Raw genomic sequence first — 17,488 nt, forward strand, 5'->3', positions numbered from 1 at the left:
GCCCGCCTCAACAACTGAAGCGCCCTTCGACCGTGTTCGGAAGGCGCCCGCCTTCCGGTCCAAACCAACCCCGGCAGGCTCGTCCCTCCGGGGTTTTGTTTTTCCAGAGTTCAAACCATGCGTCCCCGCACCTTCGACAAGCTGATCGCCACGATTCCCGAGCGCCGAAGCGCGGCTTTGTCGCGTCTGCGCTTCGGCGTCCTCACCGAGCGCTAGGCCCGTGATTCCCACGGGGCTGGCAATGCACCCCGAATCCGGAATCACCATGAACTCGAACAATCTTTATCGCAACCTGCGCAACATCGGTGTCATCGCCCACGTCGACGCCGGCAAGACCACGACCACCGAACGCATCCTGTTCTACACGGGCGAGAACCATCGCATCGGCGACGTCAACGACGGCAACACCGTCATGGACTACGACCCCCAGGAACGCGCGCGCGGCATCACCATCCACAGTGCGGCCACGACCGTGCACTGGCAGGACACGCAGATCAACCTGATCGACACGCCCGGGCACATCGACTTCAACATCGAGGTCAAGCGCTCGCTGCGCGTGCTCGACGGTGCCGTCGTCGTCTTCGACGGCGTGGCCGGTGTCGAGCCGCAGACCGAGACCAACTGGCGCCTCGCGGACGAGTACCGCGTGCCGCGCATCGCCTTCGTCAACAAGCTGGACCGCACCGGTGCAGACTTCTCCCGCGTCGTCTCGATGATGCAGGAGCGCCTCGGTGCGCGCGTGCTGCCGCTGCAGCTGCCCATAGGCGCGGAAGGCGACTTCCGTGGCGTGGTGGACCTGCTCGCCATGCAGGCCCTGGTCTGGGACCGGGACGATGCCAAGGCGCCTGTGCGCGTCGACGAGATTCCCCCCGAGTTGCTGACCGCGGCCCAGGCGGCCCGCGCTCGCCTGGTGGAAGCCGTTGTTGAACGCGACGACGCGCTGCTGGATGCCTGGCTGCGCGGCGAGAGCCCGTCGGTCGAGACCCTGCGCGCCGGCCTGCGCGCCGCGACCGTCGCGAACGAACTGGTGCCCGTGCTGGCGGGCTCGGCCTTCCGCAACCGCGGCGTCGAGCCGCTGCTGGATGCCGTGCTGGCCTATCTGCCCGCGCCCGGTGAAGCACCCGGCGCGGTAGAGACCCACGGTCCGCTGTCGGCCCTGGCCTTCAAGCTGACCGCCGACGACCACGGCGCGATGGTGTTCGTGCGCGTCTACAGCGGCACGCTCAAGCGCGGCGACACGGTCTTCAACGCCAGCACCGGCAAGGCCGAGCGCGTGGCGCGGCTGTACGAGATCCATGCGGACCAGCGTGTCGAGCGCGACGAACTCGTCGCGGGCGATATCGCGGGCGTCGTCGGCCTGAAGGATGTGCTGACCGGCCACACGCTGGCGTCCGCCAAGGACGCGCCGGTGCTGGAAAGCATCGCCGTGCCCGAGGCCGTCATCGACGTGGCCATCGAAGCGCGCCACCAGGAAGGCGCCACGGCCCTGGCCAAGGGCCTGGGCGTGCTCGTGCGCGAAGACCCGTCGCTGCGGCTGCGCCAGGACGCCGATTCGGGCCAGACGCTGCTGTCCGGCATGGGCGAGCTGCAGCTCGAGGTCGCTGTTGAAAAGCTGCGCTCGCGCTTCGGCGTGGAAGTGCAGGTGGGCCGTCCCCAGGTCGCCTACCGCGAGACCATCGCGGCGGCTGCCGAGGTCCATCATCTGCACCGCAAGCAAAGCGGCGGCCCCGGCCAGTTCGCCGAGCTGACGCTGCGCGTGGCGCCCTTGTCTCGCGGCACCGGCATCCGCTTCGCCAGCACCGTGGTGGGCGGCGCCATCCCGCGCGAGTTCATCCCGGCGGTCGAGGCGGGCATTCGCAAGGCCGCCCAGGCGGGTCCGTTCGCGGGCCATCCGCTGGTGGACTTCGAAGCCACGCTGGTCGACGGCAGCGCCCATGTGCGCGACTCATCGGCCCTGGCCTTCGAGCTGGCCGCGGCGCATGCACTGCGAGAAGCGGTGCTGAAGGCCGCGCCGCTGGTGCTGGAACCGGTGATGGCCGTCGAGGTCATCACGCCGGCCGAGCCCCTCGGTGACGTCATCGGCGACCTGCTGCGCCGGCGCGGCCATGTACAAGGCCAGGACGCGCGCGGCAACGCCGTCGTCGTGACGGCGCATGTGCCGCTGGAAAAGATGTTCGGCTACATCGGCCATCTGCGCGCCCTCAGCTCGGGCCGCGCGCAGTTCACGATGCAGCTGGACCATTACGCCCCGGCGCCCGTGAAGGCGGCCCTGGCGGCTTGAGCCTGGCGCGGGGTGGGTTGACCGGAGCGGTCGCCCACCCCGCCTTCTTCGGGGCGACGATCCGCGCAGCGACCGCTTGGCAGGGCTGCGCGGCTGCTGTCGCTGGCCCGCTCAGGGCGCCGCGATGCCGTCGATGCGGTCCAGCCTCACGATGATGCGGCCGAACTGCTGATTGCGCAGCTCCACCCACTTGCCCGCCTCGATGCGCGTGACCGCGCCCGAGATCGTCTGCCCGGCGACGTAGAGGGTGATGCCGCGCTTGTCCTGCAGAGCCACGTTGAGGGCCTGCTCCACCCCTTGCAAGGCGTCGGCCGCTTGGGCCGTGCCCGCAGCGAAGGCGCAGGCGACGACGGCGGCGGCGATGACACGGCGAAGGGAGATGGCGTGCAACGGCATGGGAAGGCTCCTTGAGGGCTGTGATCAGGCGCCACTGTGCGCCAGCGACGCCTTGGCGCTCAAGCGGAGTTTGGTTTCGTTTGTTGCCGCCCCCCAGAATCAGACACGGCTGACGCACGGCCTTGCACGCTTGGCGCAGCATGGCACCAAGGAGACTGCTGCCGTGATTGCAAGCCTGCTGGGACACTGGGCCTTCGAGCCCTTCGCCAAGGCCCTGCCCCAGATGGGCGACACCGAGCGTGCCGCGCTCGAGGCAGGCAGCGTCGGCTTCGAAGGCCAGCTGTTCAGCGGCCGGCCCGATTTCGACCGCCTGCTGGCCATGCCGCCCAACCGGCTGACCGCCGAGGAGCAGGCCTTCCTCGACGGCGATGTCGCCGAGCTCATCGCCATGCTCGACGACTTCGCCATCGACGCGGCCCGCGACTTGCCGCCCGAGGTCTGGCAATTCCTGCGCGAGCGGCGCTTCTTCGGCATGATCATCCCGCGCGAGCAGGGCGGCCTGGGCTTCGGCCACTTCGCCCATGCGGCCGTCGTCACGCGCATCGCCACCGTCAACGTGGCCGCCGCGGTGACCGTCATGGTGCCCAACTCGCTGGGCCCCGCCGAGCTGCTGCTGCACTACGGCACGGACGCTCAGAAGGCCCATTACCTGCCCCGCCTGGCCGATGGCCGCGACCTTCCCTGCTTCGGCCTGACCTCGCCCTATGCCGGCTCGGACGCGGCGGCCATCCCGGACACCGGCGTGCTGACCGAACGCGACATTGACGGCCAGCGCGTGCGCGGCTTCGTCGTGCGCTTCGACAAGCGCTACATCACCCTCGCCCCCGTGGCGACGGTCGTCGGCCTGGCCTTCCAGGCCGTGGACCCGTCCCGGCCCGAGGGCCAGCAGCAGCTCGGCATCACCTGCGCGCTGATCCCGGTGCCGACGCCGGGGCTGCAGATCGGGCGCCGCCACCGGCCCATGGATTCGGCCTTCATGAACGGCCCCATCCGCGGCGAGGAGGTCTTCGTGCCCATGGACTGGGTCATTGGCGGCGAAGCCCAGGTGGGCCAGGGCTGGCGCATGCTGATGGAATGCCTGGCCGCCGGCCGGGCCATCTCGCTGCCGGCCCTGGGCGCGGCCATGCAGCAGACGGCGCTTTACGTGATGGCCGGCTATGGCCGCATCCGCGAGCAGTTCGGCCTGCCCATTGCACGCTTCGAAGCCATTGCCGGTCTCATCGCCCGCACGGCGGCCGACCTCTACGCCAGCGATGCCGCGCGGCGCTATACGGCCGCGGCCCTGGACGCCGGCGAGCGGCCCAGCGTGGCCAGCGCCATCCTGAAGGTGCAGCTCACCGAGGCCGGCCGCCGCGCCGTTACCACCGGCATGGACGTGCTGGGCGGCAAGGGCATCATCAACGGCCCGAGCAACCTGCTGGGCGTGGCCTACCGGCATGCGCCCATCGCCATCACGGTGGAGGGCGCCAACCTGCTGTCGCGGGCGCTGATCATCTTCGGCCAGGGCGCCGTGCGCTGCCACCCGCATGTGACGGACGAGATGGCGGCCGTGCAGGCCAAGGACGAAGCGGCGCTGGGTCGCGCCCTCCTCGCTCACGCCGCGCATGTGCTGCGCAACCTCGGCGCCAGCCTGTTCGGGGCGGGACTGAAGGGGCGCGTGCCGCCGGGGCTGGAGAAGGAAGCCCGCCTCATCGCCCGCGTGTCCGCCAAGTACGCGCTGACGGCCGACCTCGCCATGGGCCTGCTCGGCGGGCGGCTCAAGCGCATGGAGCTGCTGTCGGCGCGCCTGGGCGACGTGCTCTCTCACCTCTACCTGGCCGCCGCCAGCGTGTGGCGCTTCCAGGTGGAGGCCGACGAGGCCCTGCTGCCCTTTGCGCGCGCGGCCGTCCGCTTCCAGCTCGAGGCCGCCGCGGCCACGCTGCGCGAGCTGCACGCCAACCTGCCCTCGGGGGCCTTGAGGGCGCTGTCGCCGCTGCTGTTGAGGGGCACGCGCCACCTGGCACCGCTGCGCGATCGCGACCTCGTCGCGCTGTCGGAGTCGTTGCGCACCACGCCTGCGCTGGTCGCCCGGCTCTGCCCCGACTTCATCCCGCCGGCCAGCGGCGGCCTGCACGACCTGGCCGAGGCCCTGCGCCTGGCCGACGCGCTCGGCGAAGAGGTGACGGAACTGAACCGCGCGCTGCGCCGCACGCGCTCGCTGGAATCCGCCGCCGCAGCCTCACCCAAACCCGAGACGGCGCTGGCCTATCTGCGCGCGGCGGACAAGGTCATCCAGGTGGATGACTTCCCGGCGACCTGAGACAAGCGGCGCCTCTTCAGCAAGGCCAGCAGACCGAGGCCTGAGGCCAGCAGCGCGGTCTGCGTCGGCTCCGGCACCGCCGCCGCCAGCACCTCGGCCTGCCAGTAGCTGGGCAGATGCAGATAGGGATTGCCGCTGGCCATGGTGCCGTCGGTGATGTAGATGGCACCCAGGCCATGCTGCCTGGCCAGGCCCATCACCTCGTGCATCTGCTGCACCGTCATGACGGTGTGCACGATGGCGCCGGTCGCAGCCGCATTCGTCAGTCCGCTCAGGAAGGGACCGTTGACGAAGTCGGTGTAGGAGCCCTCGAAGCTCATCAAGGTGTTGGCCAGGCCGTTGTAGCCGGCCGTGGGCGTGACGCCAGGGTTGCCGACGATCTCCCACGACGGATGCGATGCCTTCAGCGCATGGCTGACCGTCTGATAGAAGGACAGCGCACCGGGCTGGGTGGCCATCTCGTCGAGGAAGACGCCGTCCACGCCGTACCAGTCGGCGTACTTCTGGGCGTCGGCCACCACCTCGCTGGTCGAGCGCGTCGGCGGCACTTCAGGCGTGCACAGGTTGATGCCATAGCAGGTGTAGACATAGCCGATCACCTTGCCGCCCGCCGCGCGCAGCGCATTGATGGACGCCGCGTAGTCGCTGTTGAAGGACGTGCCCGGGCCGTTGCCCGGATTCATGATGGCCGTGACGTCGGCACCCTGTTGGGCCGCCCAGGTCAACTGGTGCCACTCGTTCAGCGACGGCATCCAGGACGGATAGAAATAGGCCGGCACGATGATTTCGATGGCCGACGCGAAGGGCGACGCGGCCGCCAGGGCCAGCGTGGCGATGAGGGTCTTCAAGCGTTTCATGGTGTGGGCTCCGCTCAGCAGCTGCCGCCGGTGTTGAGGCTGTTCAGGCACCAGCGCTCCGAGCCGTTGAGGCTGTTGTTGCCCCAGTAGGTGGGCGTGTAGTTCCAGATCGGACCGCCCCAGGGCAGGCTCGGGTTGTAGGTCATGCTGGTCACGAAGACATAGTTGGCGGCCGAGCCCTTCAGCGTCGTGCGCATCTCGGCCTGGGTGGCGGAATGCACCAGCAGCCAGGTCTTCACGCCCAGGGACGCAGCCAGGCTCTGCACGCCGCCGTTGAGCCAGCTGGCCGCGGCCACGTAGTCGCTGTAGCGGGCCTCGTAGATGACCAGGTGCTCGCCATAGCTGGCCGCGTTGACGAAGCAGCTGCTGGCACCCGGCCAGCCGGCGTTCCACACCACGGTGCCGCCGGTGCCGGTGGCGGCCATCTTGGCGCGCACCGCGCTGAACTTCGAGGGCGTGCCATTGCACTTCTGCGCATCGGTCAGGGCCGCGTCGTCGAAGGCGGCCTCGTCGAAGAAGAAGCCGTCGACGCCGCCCAACGTGGTCTTGTAGGCCGTCAGGTTGGCGTTGATGGCGTTGTAGCGGGCCAGCTCGTCGGCGGTGTTGTAGTTGTAGCCGGTGGCCACATAGCCCAGCACCTTGCCGCCCTGGGCGCGGATATTGGCGATGACGGCCTTCCAGTTCGTCACCTGGCTGGCGTTCAGGCCGGTGGAGCCGCTGTTGGGATTGATGACGACGTAGGCACCGCTGGGGATCTGGCCGCCATAGGTGCTGGCGGTCTCGCCCCAGTAGGCCACCATGCCGAAGCCGGTGGGAGCGGCGGGAGCCAGCGTGGCGCCGAGGGTCAGCAGGCTCGCGGTGGCGAGCTTGAGTCGGATTTTGGACATTTGTTTCTCCTGAAGCGCTTGCTTCAACGGACGGTCAGCGTGGTGCCGGCGCGGAAGGCACCGAGGGTCGCGTCCCAGGCCTGGGCCTTGGCGGCGTTGTCGGCATTGGCCGGGCGCACGCTGTAGCGCACGTCGGCGCTCAGCGAGGCCGCGCCGTCGGGCAGGGCGAGCAGCACGTCATAGGCGCCCGTCGGCGTGCCCGCGGGCACGGTGAAGCCGGCCGACACGGTGGCCGTCGCGTTGGGCAGCCAGGTGCGCGCGTCTACCGTCGGCAGCGCGATGCGCACGACGGCGCCGCTGGTCTTGTGCTTGAGGACCAGCTGAACCGCACGCGGGTTGAAGGCGCGCGCCCAGCCGTTGTTCTTCACGGTCAGCAGCAGCGTGCCCGACTGCCCGGCCGTCACCGCGTCGTTGTGGCGCAGCGTCGAGAACTCGAAGCGGTAGCCCATGCTGCGCTTGACCTCGGCCATGCAGCCCTGCTGCTCCCAGCGCACATGGAAGATGTCGCGGTAGTAGTCGTTGTTCAGATAGCTCAGGTTGAACTGCCGGCCCTCGTTGAGGATGTCGGCGCAGGCAGTGCGCGGCACCGCGCCCTCCTCGTCGGCGGGATTGCAGGTCTCGCCGCCGAAGGGCGCCACCTTGGACAGCGAAGCGATGTAGTTGCGCTCCGTCGTGCGCTCGCTGGCGTTCTCGCTGTAAGTGCCGACGTCGGTGGCCGAGGCCAGGAAGCAGTCGTTGTGCGCCCCGATGCGCGAGGCGGCGGAGCCGTCGCGCCAGCCCGGCACGGTCGGAGCCCACTGCATCAGATAGGCCGGGTAGCGCAGCTGCAGGAAGCGGTCGGCCGGCAGCGCATCCAGCAACGCGTCGCGGATCTGCGTGCGCGGGCCGGTGTCGGTCAGGTTGTTGGACGAGGTGTGCCATTCGCCCCAGGCGCCGATGAAGCCGGCCTGCAGATAGGCGATGACGTCGGCATTGGCCTGCAGCACGGGCTTGAGCTGGCCGATGTGGCCGAGCACGCGCGACAGCGGCGCATCCTTGACGTTCTGGTACTCGGTCTCGTTCTCGGGGTAGTTGTAGAGGAAGCGCGGCACCAGCTTCAGGCCGGCGCGGCGCGCCATCGCGAAGGCGTTGCTGAGCTGGGTCAGCACGCTGGCGGGCAGCGCCGCGTTGGCATAGGCGTCCAGGCGCACCGGCGCGTAGACGACGCGATAGCCTGCCTGGAACTGGCCATCGGCATCGGCCTGGGTCCACAGCAGCAGATTGTCGGCCGCCCAGACATACATGCCGCGCTCCGGGTTGGCGATTTCGGCGGTGCTGGCGGTGAAGCTGGTTTCAACCGGGGCGGGGGCGGGCGTGGGGGAAGGCGACGGAGCCGGTGTGGGCGTTGGCGAAGGTGCCGGCGTGGGCGTCGGCGAGGGAGCCGGCGTCGGCGTGGGCGAAGGGGCCGGCGTCGGCGAGGGCGAAGGCGCGTTGTTGCGCCAGGCCTGGTTGGCATTGCCGGTGCTGCAGGTCGCCACCGAGAAGGCGACCTGGCCCACCTGGGTCGGCGCGGTCAGGCAGACGTTGGCGGATGCGAGCTTGAGCTGGAAGGTCGAGCCGCCCGCCAGCGCGACGGTCTGGAAGCGCTGGCGCGTCTGCGTGGGCTGGCAGGTGTTCAGCTCGACGAAGGAGCCCGTGCCGGTGCCGGTGGCGTTGACGCAGAGGTTGGCCGACGCGTTCTTGATCGTGAAGATGTTGCTGCCCGTGCTGACGGGCGTGAAGGCGAAGTCCTGCTGCGCGCTGCCATTGCAGCTGGCCAGGCGGATGTCCCAGGTGTCGACCTTGGCTTCCAGGCAGGCGCCCAGCGGGTTGGACACGACCGGCGCGGCGCTGGCCGGCATCGCGGCAAGCAGCACGGCACCGAGACCGGCGAGCTTCACCACGGTGCGCGGCAGGGGGCAGGGGCTCATGGAAGGCATCTGGTTCTCCTCAAGGGGATCGGGCGTCAGGCCCGAGGGTGTGGACACGCAGTGCGCTGGACAGGGGTGGGCCAGCCGCGTCAGCGCGAACGCGGCCGGGGCACCGGCGCGACCGGTGCCAAAGTCAGTGGGAGCGGAGTGGCGGGGCGGCTACTCGATGCGAGCCTCGCCCCAGGTGACGACGACGGGGCCCGCGGTGTCGGCCCCGTGCTGGCGCGCGATCAGCTCGATCAGCTTCACGCCGCGCAGGTCGGCGCTGAGGTCGCGCGCCGGCTGGTTGAACTTCATCGGTGCGGTGCTCGCGAGCCGGCGGCCGTCGCCCCAGACCTCGAAGCTGACCGCGGCGGCCTTGCCGCGCGTCGAGTCGTCCACGCCCACGCGGGCGCTGAAGCGCTGTGAGCCGGGTGCCACCTGCACCTGCAGGCGCGAGTCGGCCAGGATGCCGATGCCATGGCGGAAGGCCTGGCGCTGCACGCTGAGGGCCTGGTCATACGGTGTCGAATCAGCACGCGGGCCTCCCCAACCAGCGTAGGCCGGGCGGGTGCCGCCGTTGTCCGTGGTGGACCAGGAAGCCAGCGCGCGATAGACGACGGGGTCCTGCTCCAGCGCGCGGATGCCGTCACGCGCCACATAGACGCTGCCGGGCCGCTCGGACACGAAGTAGCCGCGCGGCAGCACATGCTTGCCGGTGGCGGTGAACAGCAGCGCCTCGCGCGGCTTCAACTCGAACTCGCGCTGGCCGGTGAAGCTGCCTGCGTCCGCGCGCGCCCAGGCGTCGCGCAGCGCGATGGGCATGGTCGCATCCATCTTCAGGTGCTCGGCGGTCAGCGTGAACTTCGCGTTCGCCCCGGTGCGGTTGAACAGCAGCACGGCTTTCCTGTTGATTCCAGGGCCATCGGCCAAGGTCTTGACGAGGATCTGCCGGTCGCTGTCGGCATAGGCCAGCACGCCCTGGTGGCCGGCCGGGTCCTGGTTGATGGCGACCACCTCGGGCGCCTTCAGGATGTCGATGATGGCCGGCGAGGCCTTGGACAGGTCGGTGCCAATCATCAGCGGCGCCGCGACGATGGCCCACAGGCCCAGATGCGTGCGGGCTTCGAGCAGATGGCCGTCGCCGAAGTCGCCATTGCCGATCTCCAGCATGTCGGGGTCGTTCCAGCGGCCGGGGCCGGCATAGAACTCGCGCGTGGCGACGGTGTCGAAGTTGTGCACCATCTGGGCAAAGCCCTTCCAGATGTCGCGGCTGCTGCGCCACATGGAGCCGTAGTCCTGGCCCCAGCTGCGCACATTGACCGTGCCCCAGAGGCAGACCGACAGCGTGTAGTCGCCGCGCGGACGGACCTCATTGAGCGCCTGCTTCAAGCCGCCATAGAGCTTCTTGGTGCCCTCGATGTCGGATTGGTTGATGCTGCCTTCGACGATGGTGGGCTTGTACTCGCGGTACTGGCCCGAGGCCACATGCGGCCGGTCGCGGCCATAGGAAGACAGGCCGCAGCCGTCCACCTTCAGGTAGTCGAAGTTCCACTCCTTGAAGAACAGGGCCACGTCCTGGCGCATATGGCCCATCAGCCCGACCTCACGTTCGGCGTGCGTGCCTTCGGGCAGATTGGGGCTGTCGGCGTCATAGGCCTGAGAGCAGGCGTTGCGGCCGATGTCGGTGTAGAGCCCGGCCTTCAGGCCCATCGCGTGGATGCGGTCGGTGAAGGGCCGCAGCGACGAGTCCTTGCCGGCACCGAGATTCGCGCTCGGGAACAGCCCCGTGCGCACCAGCAGCCGGCCGTCCGTCGTGCGGCGCTTGAGCCACCACCCGTCGTCGACATTGATGTTGCGGTAGCCGGCGGCGGCCAGGCCCGAGTCGACGATGACTTGGGCCGAGGCCAGCACCTTCTGCTCGGTGATGTCGACACGGAAGGCATTCCAGCTCGACCAGCCCATGGGCGGCGTCGGCGAGGTGCCGACGGGCTGGTGCTGCCAGCGGCCGGTGGGCGCCAGCGGCGATTGCGCTTGCGCGGAGAACGCGACGAGCAGGGACAGGGCAAGAAGCTTCATGCGGCGGGCAGCAGGCGGCCGAAAGCGGCCGGGACATGGAAGTCGGGCGTGGCGGTCTGGGTCGGGCTCCACGCGGAATACACGCGGTCCTTGCCCTGGCCTTCGACGCGGAACAGGTTCAGGCGCCAGCCGTCGTCTGCCCCTCGCATCGGCACGGTGAGTTCCGCCGTCCAGACCTTGGCCTTGGCGTCGATCTGCGACTTGGCGCGGCTCTCGCCGACGATGCGCTTCTTGCCCGAGGCCTCGACGGCGATCTCCAGCAGCAGGCCGTTGGGCGACACCTCGACCTCGCGATAACTCTTCAAGCCAGCGCGGTCCGGCGCCTGCAGGAAGACCTCGACGACGTCGCGCTCCCACAGCGGGTAGATGTCCGTTGCCGAGCCGGCGCGGTCGAAGGTGCTCAGCGCCTCGTACTTGCAGATGAAGCGCAGGTAGAGCCTGTCTGCGCCGCGCAGCAACTGCACGCGGGTGGACTGCGGGCCGGCGAGCGCCCTGCCTTGCCAGTCATGGCGGAAGAAGGCGGCCGGCGCGTCGGCCCATTGCGAGGCCAGCGGGAAGCCGTCGACACCGACTTGAGACACCTTGCCGGCGAAGGCGACCGGCAGCGTGTCGGGCGCATCGGGCCTCGCCTCGATCAGCAGGCTGTGCGTGAAGCGCACCGGCAGCGTCGGTTTGTCAGCGCTGACCTTGCCCAGCTCCGTGCCGGTCAACGAGTCCAACACCGTCCAGCGGCCGGCGCTCAACCCCCGCAGCGTGACCGGGCCGTCCCAGCGCTCGGCATAGAAGGCATAGTGCAGCGCGCCGCTGCGCTCGACGACATGCGTCTCCGGCTTGTCAAAGCCCAGGTCATACAGCTCGCCGCGGTAGCGGCCCTCGGCGAGCCGCTGCTTGTTGTAGAGGTCCACCCACTTTCGCCAGTGCGCTTCGCGCTCGGGCGTCAGCAGGAAGCTGTCCTTGGGCTTGGGATCCACCGGCCAGGTGAACTTGCTGGCCACGACGGCGCCGATGCCGACGCTGGAGGCGAAGTCCTGCCCGCCGGTGCTCAGCTCCACATGGTCGCCCGCATAGGCCGACCACGGCCCCATCAGCGCCTTCAGCGTCTTGCCCTTGTGGCGCACCTGCCAGCTGGACAGCGGGTCCGACGACGGCGCCTGGTCCATGAAAGGCATGTTGTGGAAGGCATAGCTGGTGCCGCAGGGGCAGACCTCGACGACCGCTTCCGGGTTGGCCGCATGGGCCGTGTCGTGCATGACCTTGTAGAAGGTCGACACGGCCTCGACGGATTCCTCCGGCCGCGCATGCTTGTGCTTGGGGTTGAAGCAGGGCGCCACGCCGTTGAGATGCTGGCCGTCGACCTTGAGGCCGTCGAAGCCCCAGTCGCCGATGATCATCCGGATCGTGGCGGCCAGGCGGGCCTGGGTCTTCTCATAGGCCGGGCAGAGGTAGAAGCTGTTCCACCAGGTCACGTCCTGCACCGCGCCGTCTTTGTCCAGCAGCAGCAGGTCGGTGTGCTGGTGCAGTTCGTCGCTGCCGGGCGCGACGGCCAGCGGCGCGATCCACAGCCGGGCCTTCATGCCGCGGGCATGGATGTCGGCGACGAGCGCCTTCATGTCCTCGGCACCGCGCGGGAACTTCGTCGAATCGGGCGTCCAGTCGCCGGTCTTGACCTGCCAGCCGTCGTCCAGCACGGCCCACTTGAAGCCCAGCTCCTGCACCTTGGGCAGGGTGGCGCGCACATAGTCCAGCGAGAAGTCGCGCTCATAGCCCCAGGCGCACCACTGCGCCTCGTAGGCGCTCGAAGGCGGCTCGGGCGCGGCCAGGCCCTGGGCGGCCATCAGGCGGCGGTAGCGGTCCAGCGGCACATAGAAGTCGCCGCGGTGCACGGCGAGGAAGCTGCGCGGCGTGGTGAGCGTGGCGCCGGGCTCAACAGTCTGCGGCGCATCGCCGCGCAGAGAAATGTCGACCTGGTCGCCGCTGGCCTTCACGGGCAGCGCGACGAGCTGCGGTTGAAGGGCCAGGTGGCCGACGGCCAGGCCGACATCCCTTCGCCAGACATCGACGACAGGCGTGCCGCCGCCGTAGTCCGACGCATTCATGCCCATGAAGTTCTGCTGGTCGAAGCCGCGCTTGACGGGCTGCACCCAGTCGCGGCGGTCCTGGTGGCTGGCGCCGGAGTAGGTCCACCAGCCGCCCGCGTGTCGCGGCGCTGCGGCCAGGCGGTGGGCGGCGTTGACCCAGGCATCGATGACGAGCGGCTTGTCGCTGGCGTTGATGTAGCTGACGTCCAGCAGCGCCACGCCCGGATGCTCGGCCAGCAGAGTGACGGTGACGCGTTTCTCGATGCCCTCGGCCGAACGGCCGACGAGTGCCAGCGTCTGGCCGGCCCCGAAGGGCGTCGTGGTGGTGCCGGGTTCGGCCTTGCGCAGCGCAAAGCGGCTCAGCGCCTTGCCCTTGGCGACCAGGTGCTCGCTGGCGTCGAAGCCGGTCAGCGTGACCGGCTGCTTGCCGAGCAGGCTGACGACGCGGCAGCGCATCTGCTCGTCGAACTGCAGCGCGAGCGCGGCGTCCTGCAGGCGCACATGGCCCTTGCCGTCGGCGGCCTGAGCGAGCGGCAACTGCGTGGCCAGTGGCGCGGCGCCCAGCCATTGCAGAAAGGCACGGCGTGCCGTCATCGCTTGCCACCCCAGGCGCCGGGGAAGGCACGTTCGGCATTGCTGCGGTAGAGCTTGTCCACCACCGTCTTGGGCAGGGCCAGGCCCTTCACGGGCTTGTCCAGGTCGGCCACCTGGAAGCTGTCGGCCGTGTTGAAGTAGCGCCAGTGCATGCGCCACACACCCTCGGCCTCCTTGGCCAGCGCGGCACCGTCCTGGTCGGGCGCCTGGGCGATGTCGCTGCCGTAGAGGATGCGATCCTGGTACTTGATGAAGAAGCGGCGCACGCGTTCGCGGTCCTGCTGGCTCTGGTATTGCAGTTGGCCGATGCGCGCGGCGACGTCCACTTTCGCCTGCGGGAACTTGTCGAGGAAGGCGGCCAGCTCACCCACGTCGCGCTCCAGCGAGGCGAGATGCACGCCGATGAAGTGCAGCTTCGGATGCGCCGCCACCATGCGGTCGCGCGCGGCCATCTGGGCTTCCCAGCTCGGCATCTCGGGGTGCAGGGCCATGTGGTACTGCGGGTGGGCCTTGAAGTATTCGCGGTCATTGTTGACCGTCATCTTGTCCAGCGGCAGCCAGCAGTTGTGCGGCTCGCCCTGGTGGCCGAGCAGCGGGATGCCCTGCCTGGCGAAGTCGTCGAACAGCGGCGCGAAGCGGGCATCGTCGATCATGACCAGCTTGCTGTCGGCGCCCCTCAGGCTCATGCCGATGTTCTTCCACACCTTCACGCCGACGGCGCCGGCCTTCATGGCTGCGCCGATGCGATGGCGGGTGGCGGGCAGCCAGGCGGGTTGGTCTGAACCATCGACCGGGAAGCTGGCCGCCCAGGCAACGTCCTGCGGAAACTGCTTCTTCAGGTCGATGGCGACGCGCTGCTGGTCGTCCAGCGGCGGGAAGTCCGGGTAGTCGACGTTGATCGTCAACACCTTGAAGTTCTGGACCTGGGCCGCCTTCATGAAGGCCGGCGACGGGTTGTGCAGATGCATGTGCACGTCGACCTTCACGACCCGGCCGTAGTCGGCCATCGTGTAGCTCGGCTCGACGGCATGAGCTTGAGAAAAAGCCGCCCCGGCAAGCAGGGCGGCAAAGGAGGAGACAAGAGATCGCATCAGAACTTGATGGAAGCGCCGAGGGTGAAGGCCCGACCGTAGCGGTAGTAGCCATTGGGCAGGCTGACATTGCCGTTGCCCAGCTTGGGCGCCTGCACCGCATCCGTCAGGTTGTTGCCTTCCAGGCTGATGCGCAGCATGTCGTTCACCTGGTAGGCCACCTGCGCCGTCACCCAGGTCACGGCGTTGGCCGTCTCGTTGAAGTTGGCGCCGATCACGTTGGTGGCGGTGACGAAGCCGTCGGTGCGGTCGGCCGTGGCGCTCATGCTCCACGGGCCGCGCTCGTACAGCACGCCGAAGGAAGCCGTCGCCGGTGCGATGCCTTCGAGCGGACGCTCGACGTCGGCCACCCAGGCACGGGACTTGTTTCGGGTGTACTGGGCCCGCACGCCGAAGCCGTTGTCGAACAGGTGCTGGAAGCCGACCTCGAAGCCGCGCGCCGTCGCCTTGTCGCCGTTGATGGGGCGCTGCACATTGAACAGGCGGCCACCCGGCGCACCGATGTCCTGGCCCGACAGCCACAGGTTGGTGATCTGGTTCTTGATGTTCTTCTGGTAGACGGCAAAGGTCAGCGCCGAGTCCTTGGCGTAGTACCACTCCAGCGACGCGTCGACCTGGCGAGCGCTGTAGGGCTTGAGCTCGGCATTGCCGCCGTAGATCTGCGTGAAGTCGCCCCAGGAGATGCTGGCCGTCGTGTTGGTCGGCGCGAGCTTGTCCACCGCGGGGCGCGCCATGGTCTTGGCGGCACCCAGGCGCAGCTGCAGGGCGTCGGTCAGCAGGTAGGTGAAGTTGACCGCCGGCAGCGCGAAGCTGTAGGTGGCATCCTGCTGCACGGAGGACGGCGGCGCGTAGACGGCCTGGTAGTTCCACGGGCCGTTCTCGATGATGTCGAGGATCTTGGCGTCCCAGGCCTGGGCCGTGGTCTTGGTGCGCACGAAGCGCACGCCGACGTCCGCGTTCCAGCTCTCGCCCGCCAGGTCGGCCTGCACGTAGGCCGTGGTCGTCTTCTCCGTCACGCGGTAGCTTTCCAGCGGGTTCCACTGCGGCGCCGAGATGGTGGAGCTGTAGACGCCGCCACCGGGGCGGGGCTTGCCGTCCCAAGCCTTCAGCGCCTCGGCGTAGTTGGCGACGTCGAAGCCCAGGAAGCTGCGCGGGAAGTTGCCGCTGACGTCGTCCAGGAAGCCCTTGGGGCTGAACGACTGGTTGATGACGTTGCCGCCCAGCGCGCCGACGTTGATGGCGTTCTGGCCCGAGTAGTGGTCGGCGCCGGAGTTGAGCGCGTTGTTGATGAGGTCGCGCGACTTCTTGCGGTTGGTCTGGTTCAGGCCGAACTTCAGGCGGTCGATGTAGAAGCGGTCCACAGCCCACTCGGCGTCGACCTTGGCGCCATTGATCTTGTCGTCGATGTTGTCGCCGGCGCGGCTGTAGTAGTGGGTGTTGAAGTCGCTGGCCTTGAACAGGCCCTGGTCCAGGCCGGTCTGCAGGTCGCGGCCGTCGGCGAAGGTGGTCTTCACGTCGGGTACGGCGCCGCCGTTGAGCTGGATGCGCGTGACGTTGGGCTGGTTCATGCGCAGCACGACATAGCTGTCGTTGCCGCCCGAGTGGCGCTTGGACGTGGACTCGTAGAGGTCGCCCTTGAGCTTCAGCGACGGCGACACCTTCCATTCGGCGTTGACGCCATACAAGGCGGTGTCGACGACGCGGTACTCGGTCTTGTTCAGCAGCTCGGGGTTGAGCCGCATCTCGGGGTCGGTGCTGGCCAGCGTCAGGTCGGTCACCACGCCGTTGGTGATCTTCATGTTGGACCAGCGGCCCGGCGCGTACAGCGGGTAGAACGACAGCTGGTAGCCGACCTGCGGCGAGTCCAGGCGGGTCTTGAAGCCGTCCACGACGACCTTCAGGTCGTTGCTCGGCCGCCATTCCACCTTGCCCGACAGCGCCAGGCGCTTCTTGTTCTCCATGATGGAGCCGAAGCGGAACTGGCCCGGGCCGATCAGGCCTTCCTCGTTCAGGTCGAGCTGGCCGTTGCCGTTGGGGTCGATGGCGCCGCCCCAGGTGTTGCCCCACTGCCAGAACTGGCTCGGGTCGCTGGGAATGGGGTTGCGCGACCAGCCGCCGTCGTTGCCGGCCGTGTCGGTGCGCACATCGCGCTTGGCGTAGACCGCGCCCAGCAACACACCGATCTTGTCGCCGAAGGTGTTGCTGTAGGTGGCCGACACCTTCTGACCGTTCAGGCTGCTCATCTGGTTGCGGTCAGCCTCCACGCGCAGCAGGCCGCGCTGGCCCTTCTGGTCGAAGGGGCTGGCGGAGCGCAGGTTCACCAGGCCGCCGATGGCGCCTTCCATGATGGACGCCTGGGTGGACTTGATGACGTCGGCGCCGCTGATGACGTCGGCGGGCAGCACGTCGTAGGCGAAGTAGCGGCCGGCGCTGTCGGTGCCCAGCAGGCGGTCGTTGAAGGTCGTGATCGTGTACTCGGGGCCCAGGCCGCGGATGCTGACCTTCTGGCCTTCGCCGCCGGCCGTGCGCGAGATGGACACGCCGGTGATGTGGCTCAGCGAATCGGCCACGTTGTTGTCCGGGAAGCGGCCCAGCTCGGTCGCGCTGATGCTGTCCTGCACGCCGGCGGCGTTGCGCTTCAGCGCCAGGGACTTCTGCAGGCTGGCGCGGGTGCCGGTCACTTCGACGCGCTCCAGCTCGTTGACGTCCTTGTCGGTCTTGGCTGCTTCCTGGGCGAAAGCGGGAGCGGCGGCACCGAAGGCAGCGAGGGCCACCAGGCCGGCCAGCGTCAGCGGGTTCAGCGCAAATCGGGGTTGCAGGCGAGGACTCATCGAACAGTTCCTTTGATCTTGTGTGTCGGGGCTGCCGTCAGGGCAGCGCGATGTCATCTGCTTTGGATGCCGGGGCAGCTCTCCCCCGGTGCGGGTTGCCGGCTCCTCGGGTGCCCCTCGAACCGGCTTGATCGCAAGTCTACGAATTCTTTCGTTTGATTTCGTAT

At 68.8% G+C, this 17,488-nt stretch carries 10 protein-coding genes; 2 read left to right on the forward strand and 8 right to left on the reverse strand.

Annotation, left to right across the window (positions count from 1 at the left end; translation table 11 throughout):
• Positions 1–265 precede the first annotated feature (265 nt).
• Positions 266–2,281 (forward strand): elongation factor G, encoded by a 2,016-nt coding sequence (gene fusA / locus AC07OY_RS20265; RefSeq protein WP_495044419.1) that lies wholly within the window; start codon positions 266–268, stop codon positions 2,279–2,281.
• 111 nt (positions 2,282–2,392) lie between these two features.
• On the opposite strand, the gene AC07OY_RS20270 is transcribed toward fusA, so the two are convergent.
• Positions 2,393–2,677 (reverse strand): hypothetical protein, encoded by a 285-nt coding sequence (locus AC07OY_RS20270; protein WP_495044420.1) that lies wholly within the window; start codon positions 2,675–2,677, stop codon positions 2,393–2,395.
• Positions 2,678–2,840: 163 nt separating this feature from the next.
• Here AC07OY_RS20270 and AC07OY_RS20275 point away from each other — a divergent pair, with 163 nt between their 5' ends.
• The gene (locus AC07OY_RS20275) at positions 2,841–4,976 is read left to right on the forward strand and encodes an acyl-CoA dehydrogenase (protein ID WP_495044421.1); all 2,136 of its coding nucleotides are present in this window, start codon (positions 2,841–2,843) and stop codon (positions 4,974–4,976) included.
• Here AC07OY_RS20275 and AC07OY_RS20280 read toward each other — a convergent pair.
• From AC07OY_RS20280 to AC07OY_RS20310, 7 genes are all read right to left on the reverse strand, one after another.
• Complete coding sequence (locus AC07OY_RS20280) at positions 4,922–5,833, reverse strand: spherulation-specific family 4 protein (RefSeq protein WP_495044422.1); 912 nt, start codon at positions 5,831–5,833, stop codon at positions 4,922–4,924. The two genes, AC07OY_RS20275 and AC07OY_RS20280, sit on opposite strands and share 55 nt — an antisense overlap.
• Positions 5,834–5,847: 14 nt before the next feature.
• Positions 5,848–6,720: a spherulation-specific family 4 protein gene (locus AC07OY_RS20285; RefSeq protein ID WP_495044423.1), complete on the reverse strand. Its 873-nt coding sequence runs from the start codon at positions 6,718–6,720 to the stop codon at positions 5,848–5,850.
• A gap of 23 nt (positions 6,721–6,743) precedes the next feature.
• Positions 6,744–8,678 (reverse strand): DUF4832 domain-containing protein, encoded by a 1,935-nt coding sequence (locus AC07OY_RS20290; protein WP_495044424.1) that lies wholly within the window; start codon positions 8,676–8,678, stop codon positions 6,744–6,746.
• Positions 8,679–8,828: 150 nt separating this feature from the next.
• Positions 8,829–10,727: an NPCBM/NEW2 domain-containing protein gene (locus tag AC07OY_RS20295; RefSeq protein ID WP_495044425.1), complete on the reverse strand. Its 1,899-nt coding sequence runs from the start codon at positions 10,725–10,727 to the stop codon at positions 8,829–8,831.
• Positions 10,724–13,399: an alpha-galactosidase gene (locus tag AC07OY_RS20300; protein WP_495044426.1), complete on the reverse strand. Its 2,676-nt coding sequence runs from the start codon at positions 13,397–13,399 to the stop codon at positions 10,724–10,726. Before AC07OY_RS20300 ends, AC07OY_RS20295 begins: the two co-directional genes overlap by 4 nt.
• Complete coding sequence (locus AC07OY_RS20305; RefSeq protein WP_495044427.1) at positions 13,396–14,490, reverse strand: amidohydrolase family protein; 1,095 nt, start codon at positions 14,488–14,490, stop codon at positions 13,396–13,398. The genes AC07OY_RS20300 and AC07OY_RS20305 overlap by 4 nt, the downstream gene beginning before the upstream one ends.
• The gene (locus AC07OY_RS20310) at positions 14,490–17,321 is read right to left on the reverse strand and encodes a TonB-dependent receptor (protein ID WP_495044428.1); all 2,832 of its coding nucleotides are present in this window, start codon (positions 17,319–17,321) and stop codon (positions 14,490–14,492) included. The genes AC07OY_RS20305 and AC07OY_RS20310 overlap by 1 nt, the downstream gene beginning before the upstream one ends.
• Positions 17,322–17,488: the final 167 nt, after the last annotated feature.

The organism is Roseateles sp. GW821-FHT09H10, assembly GCF_059415865.1.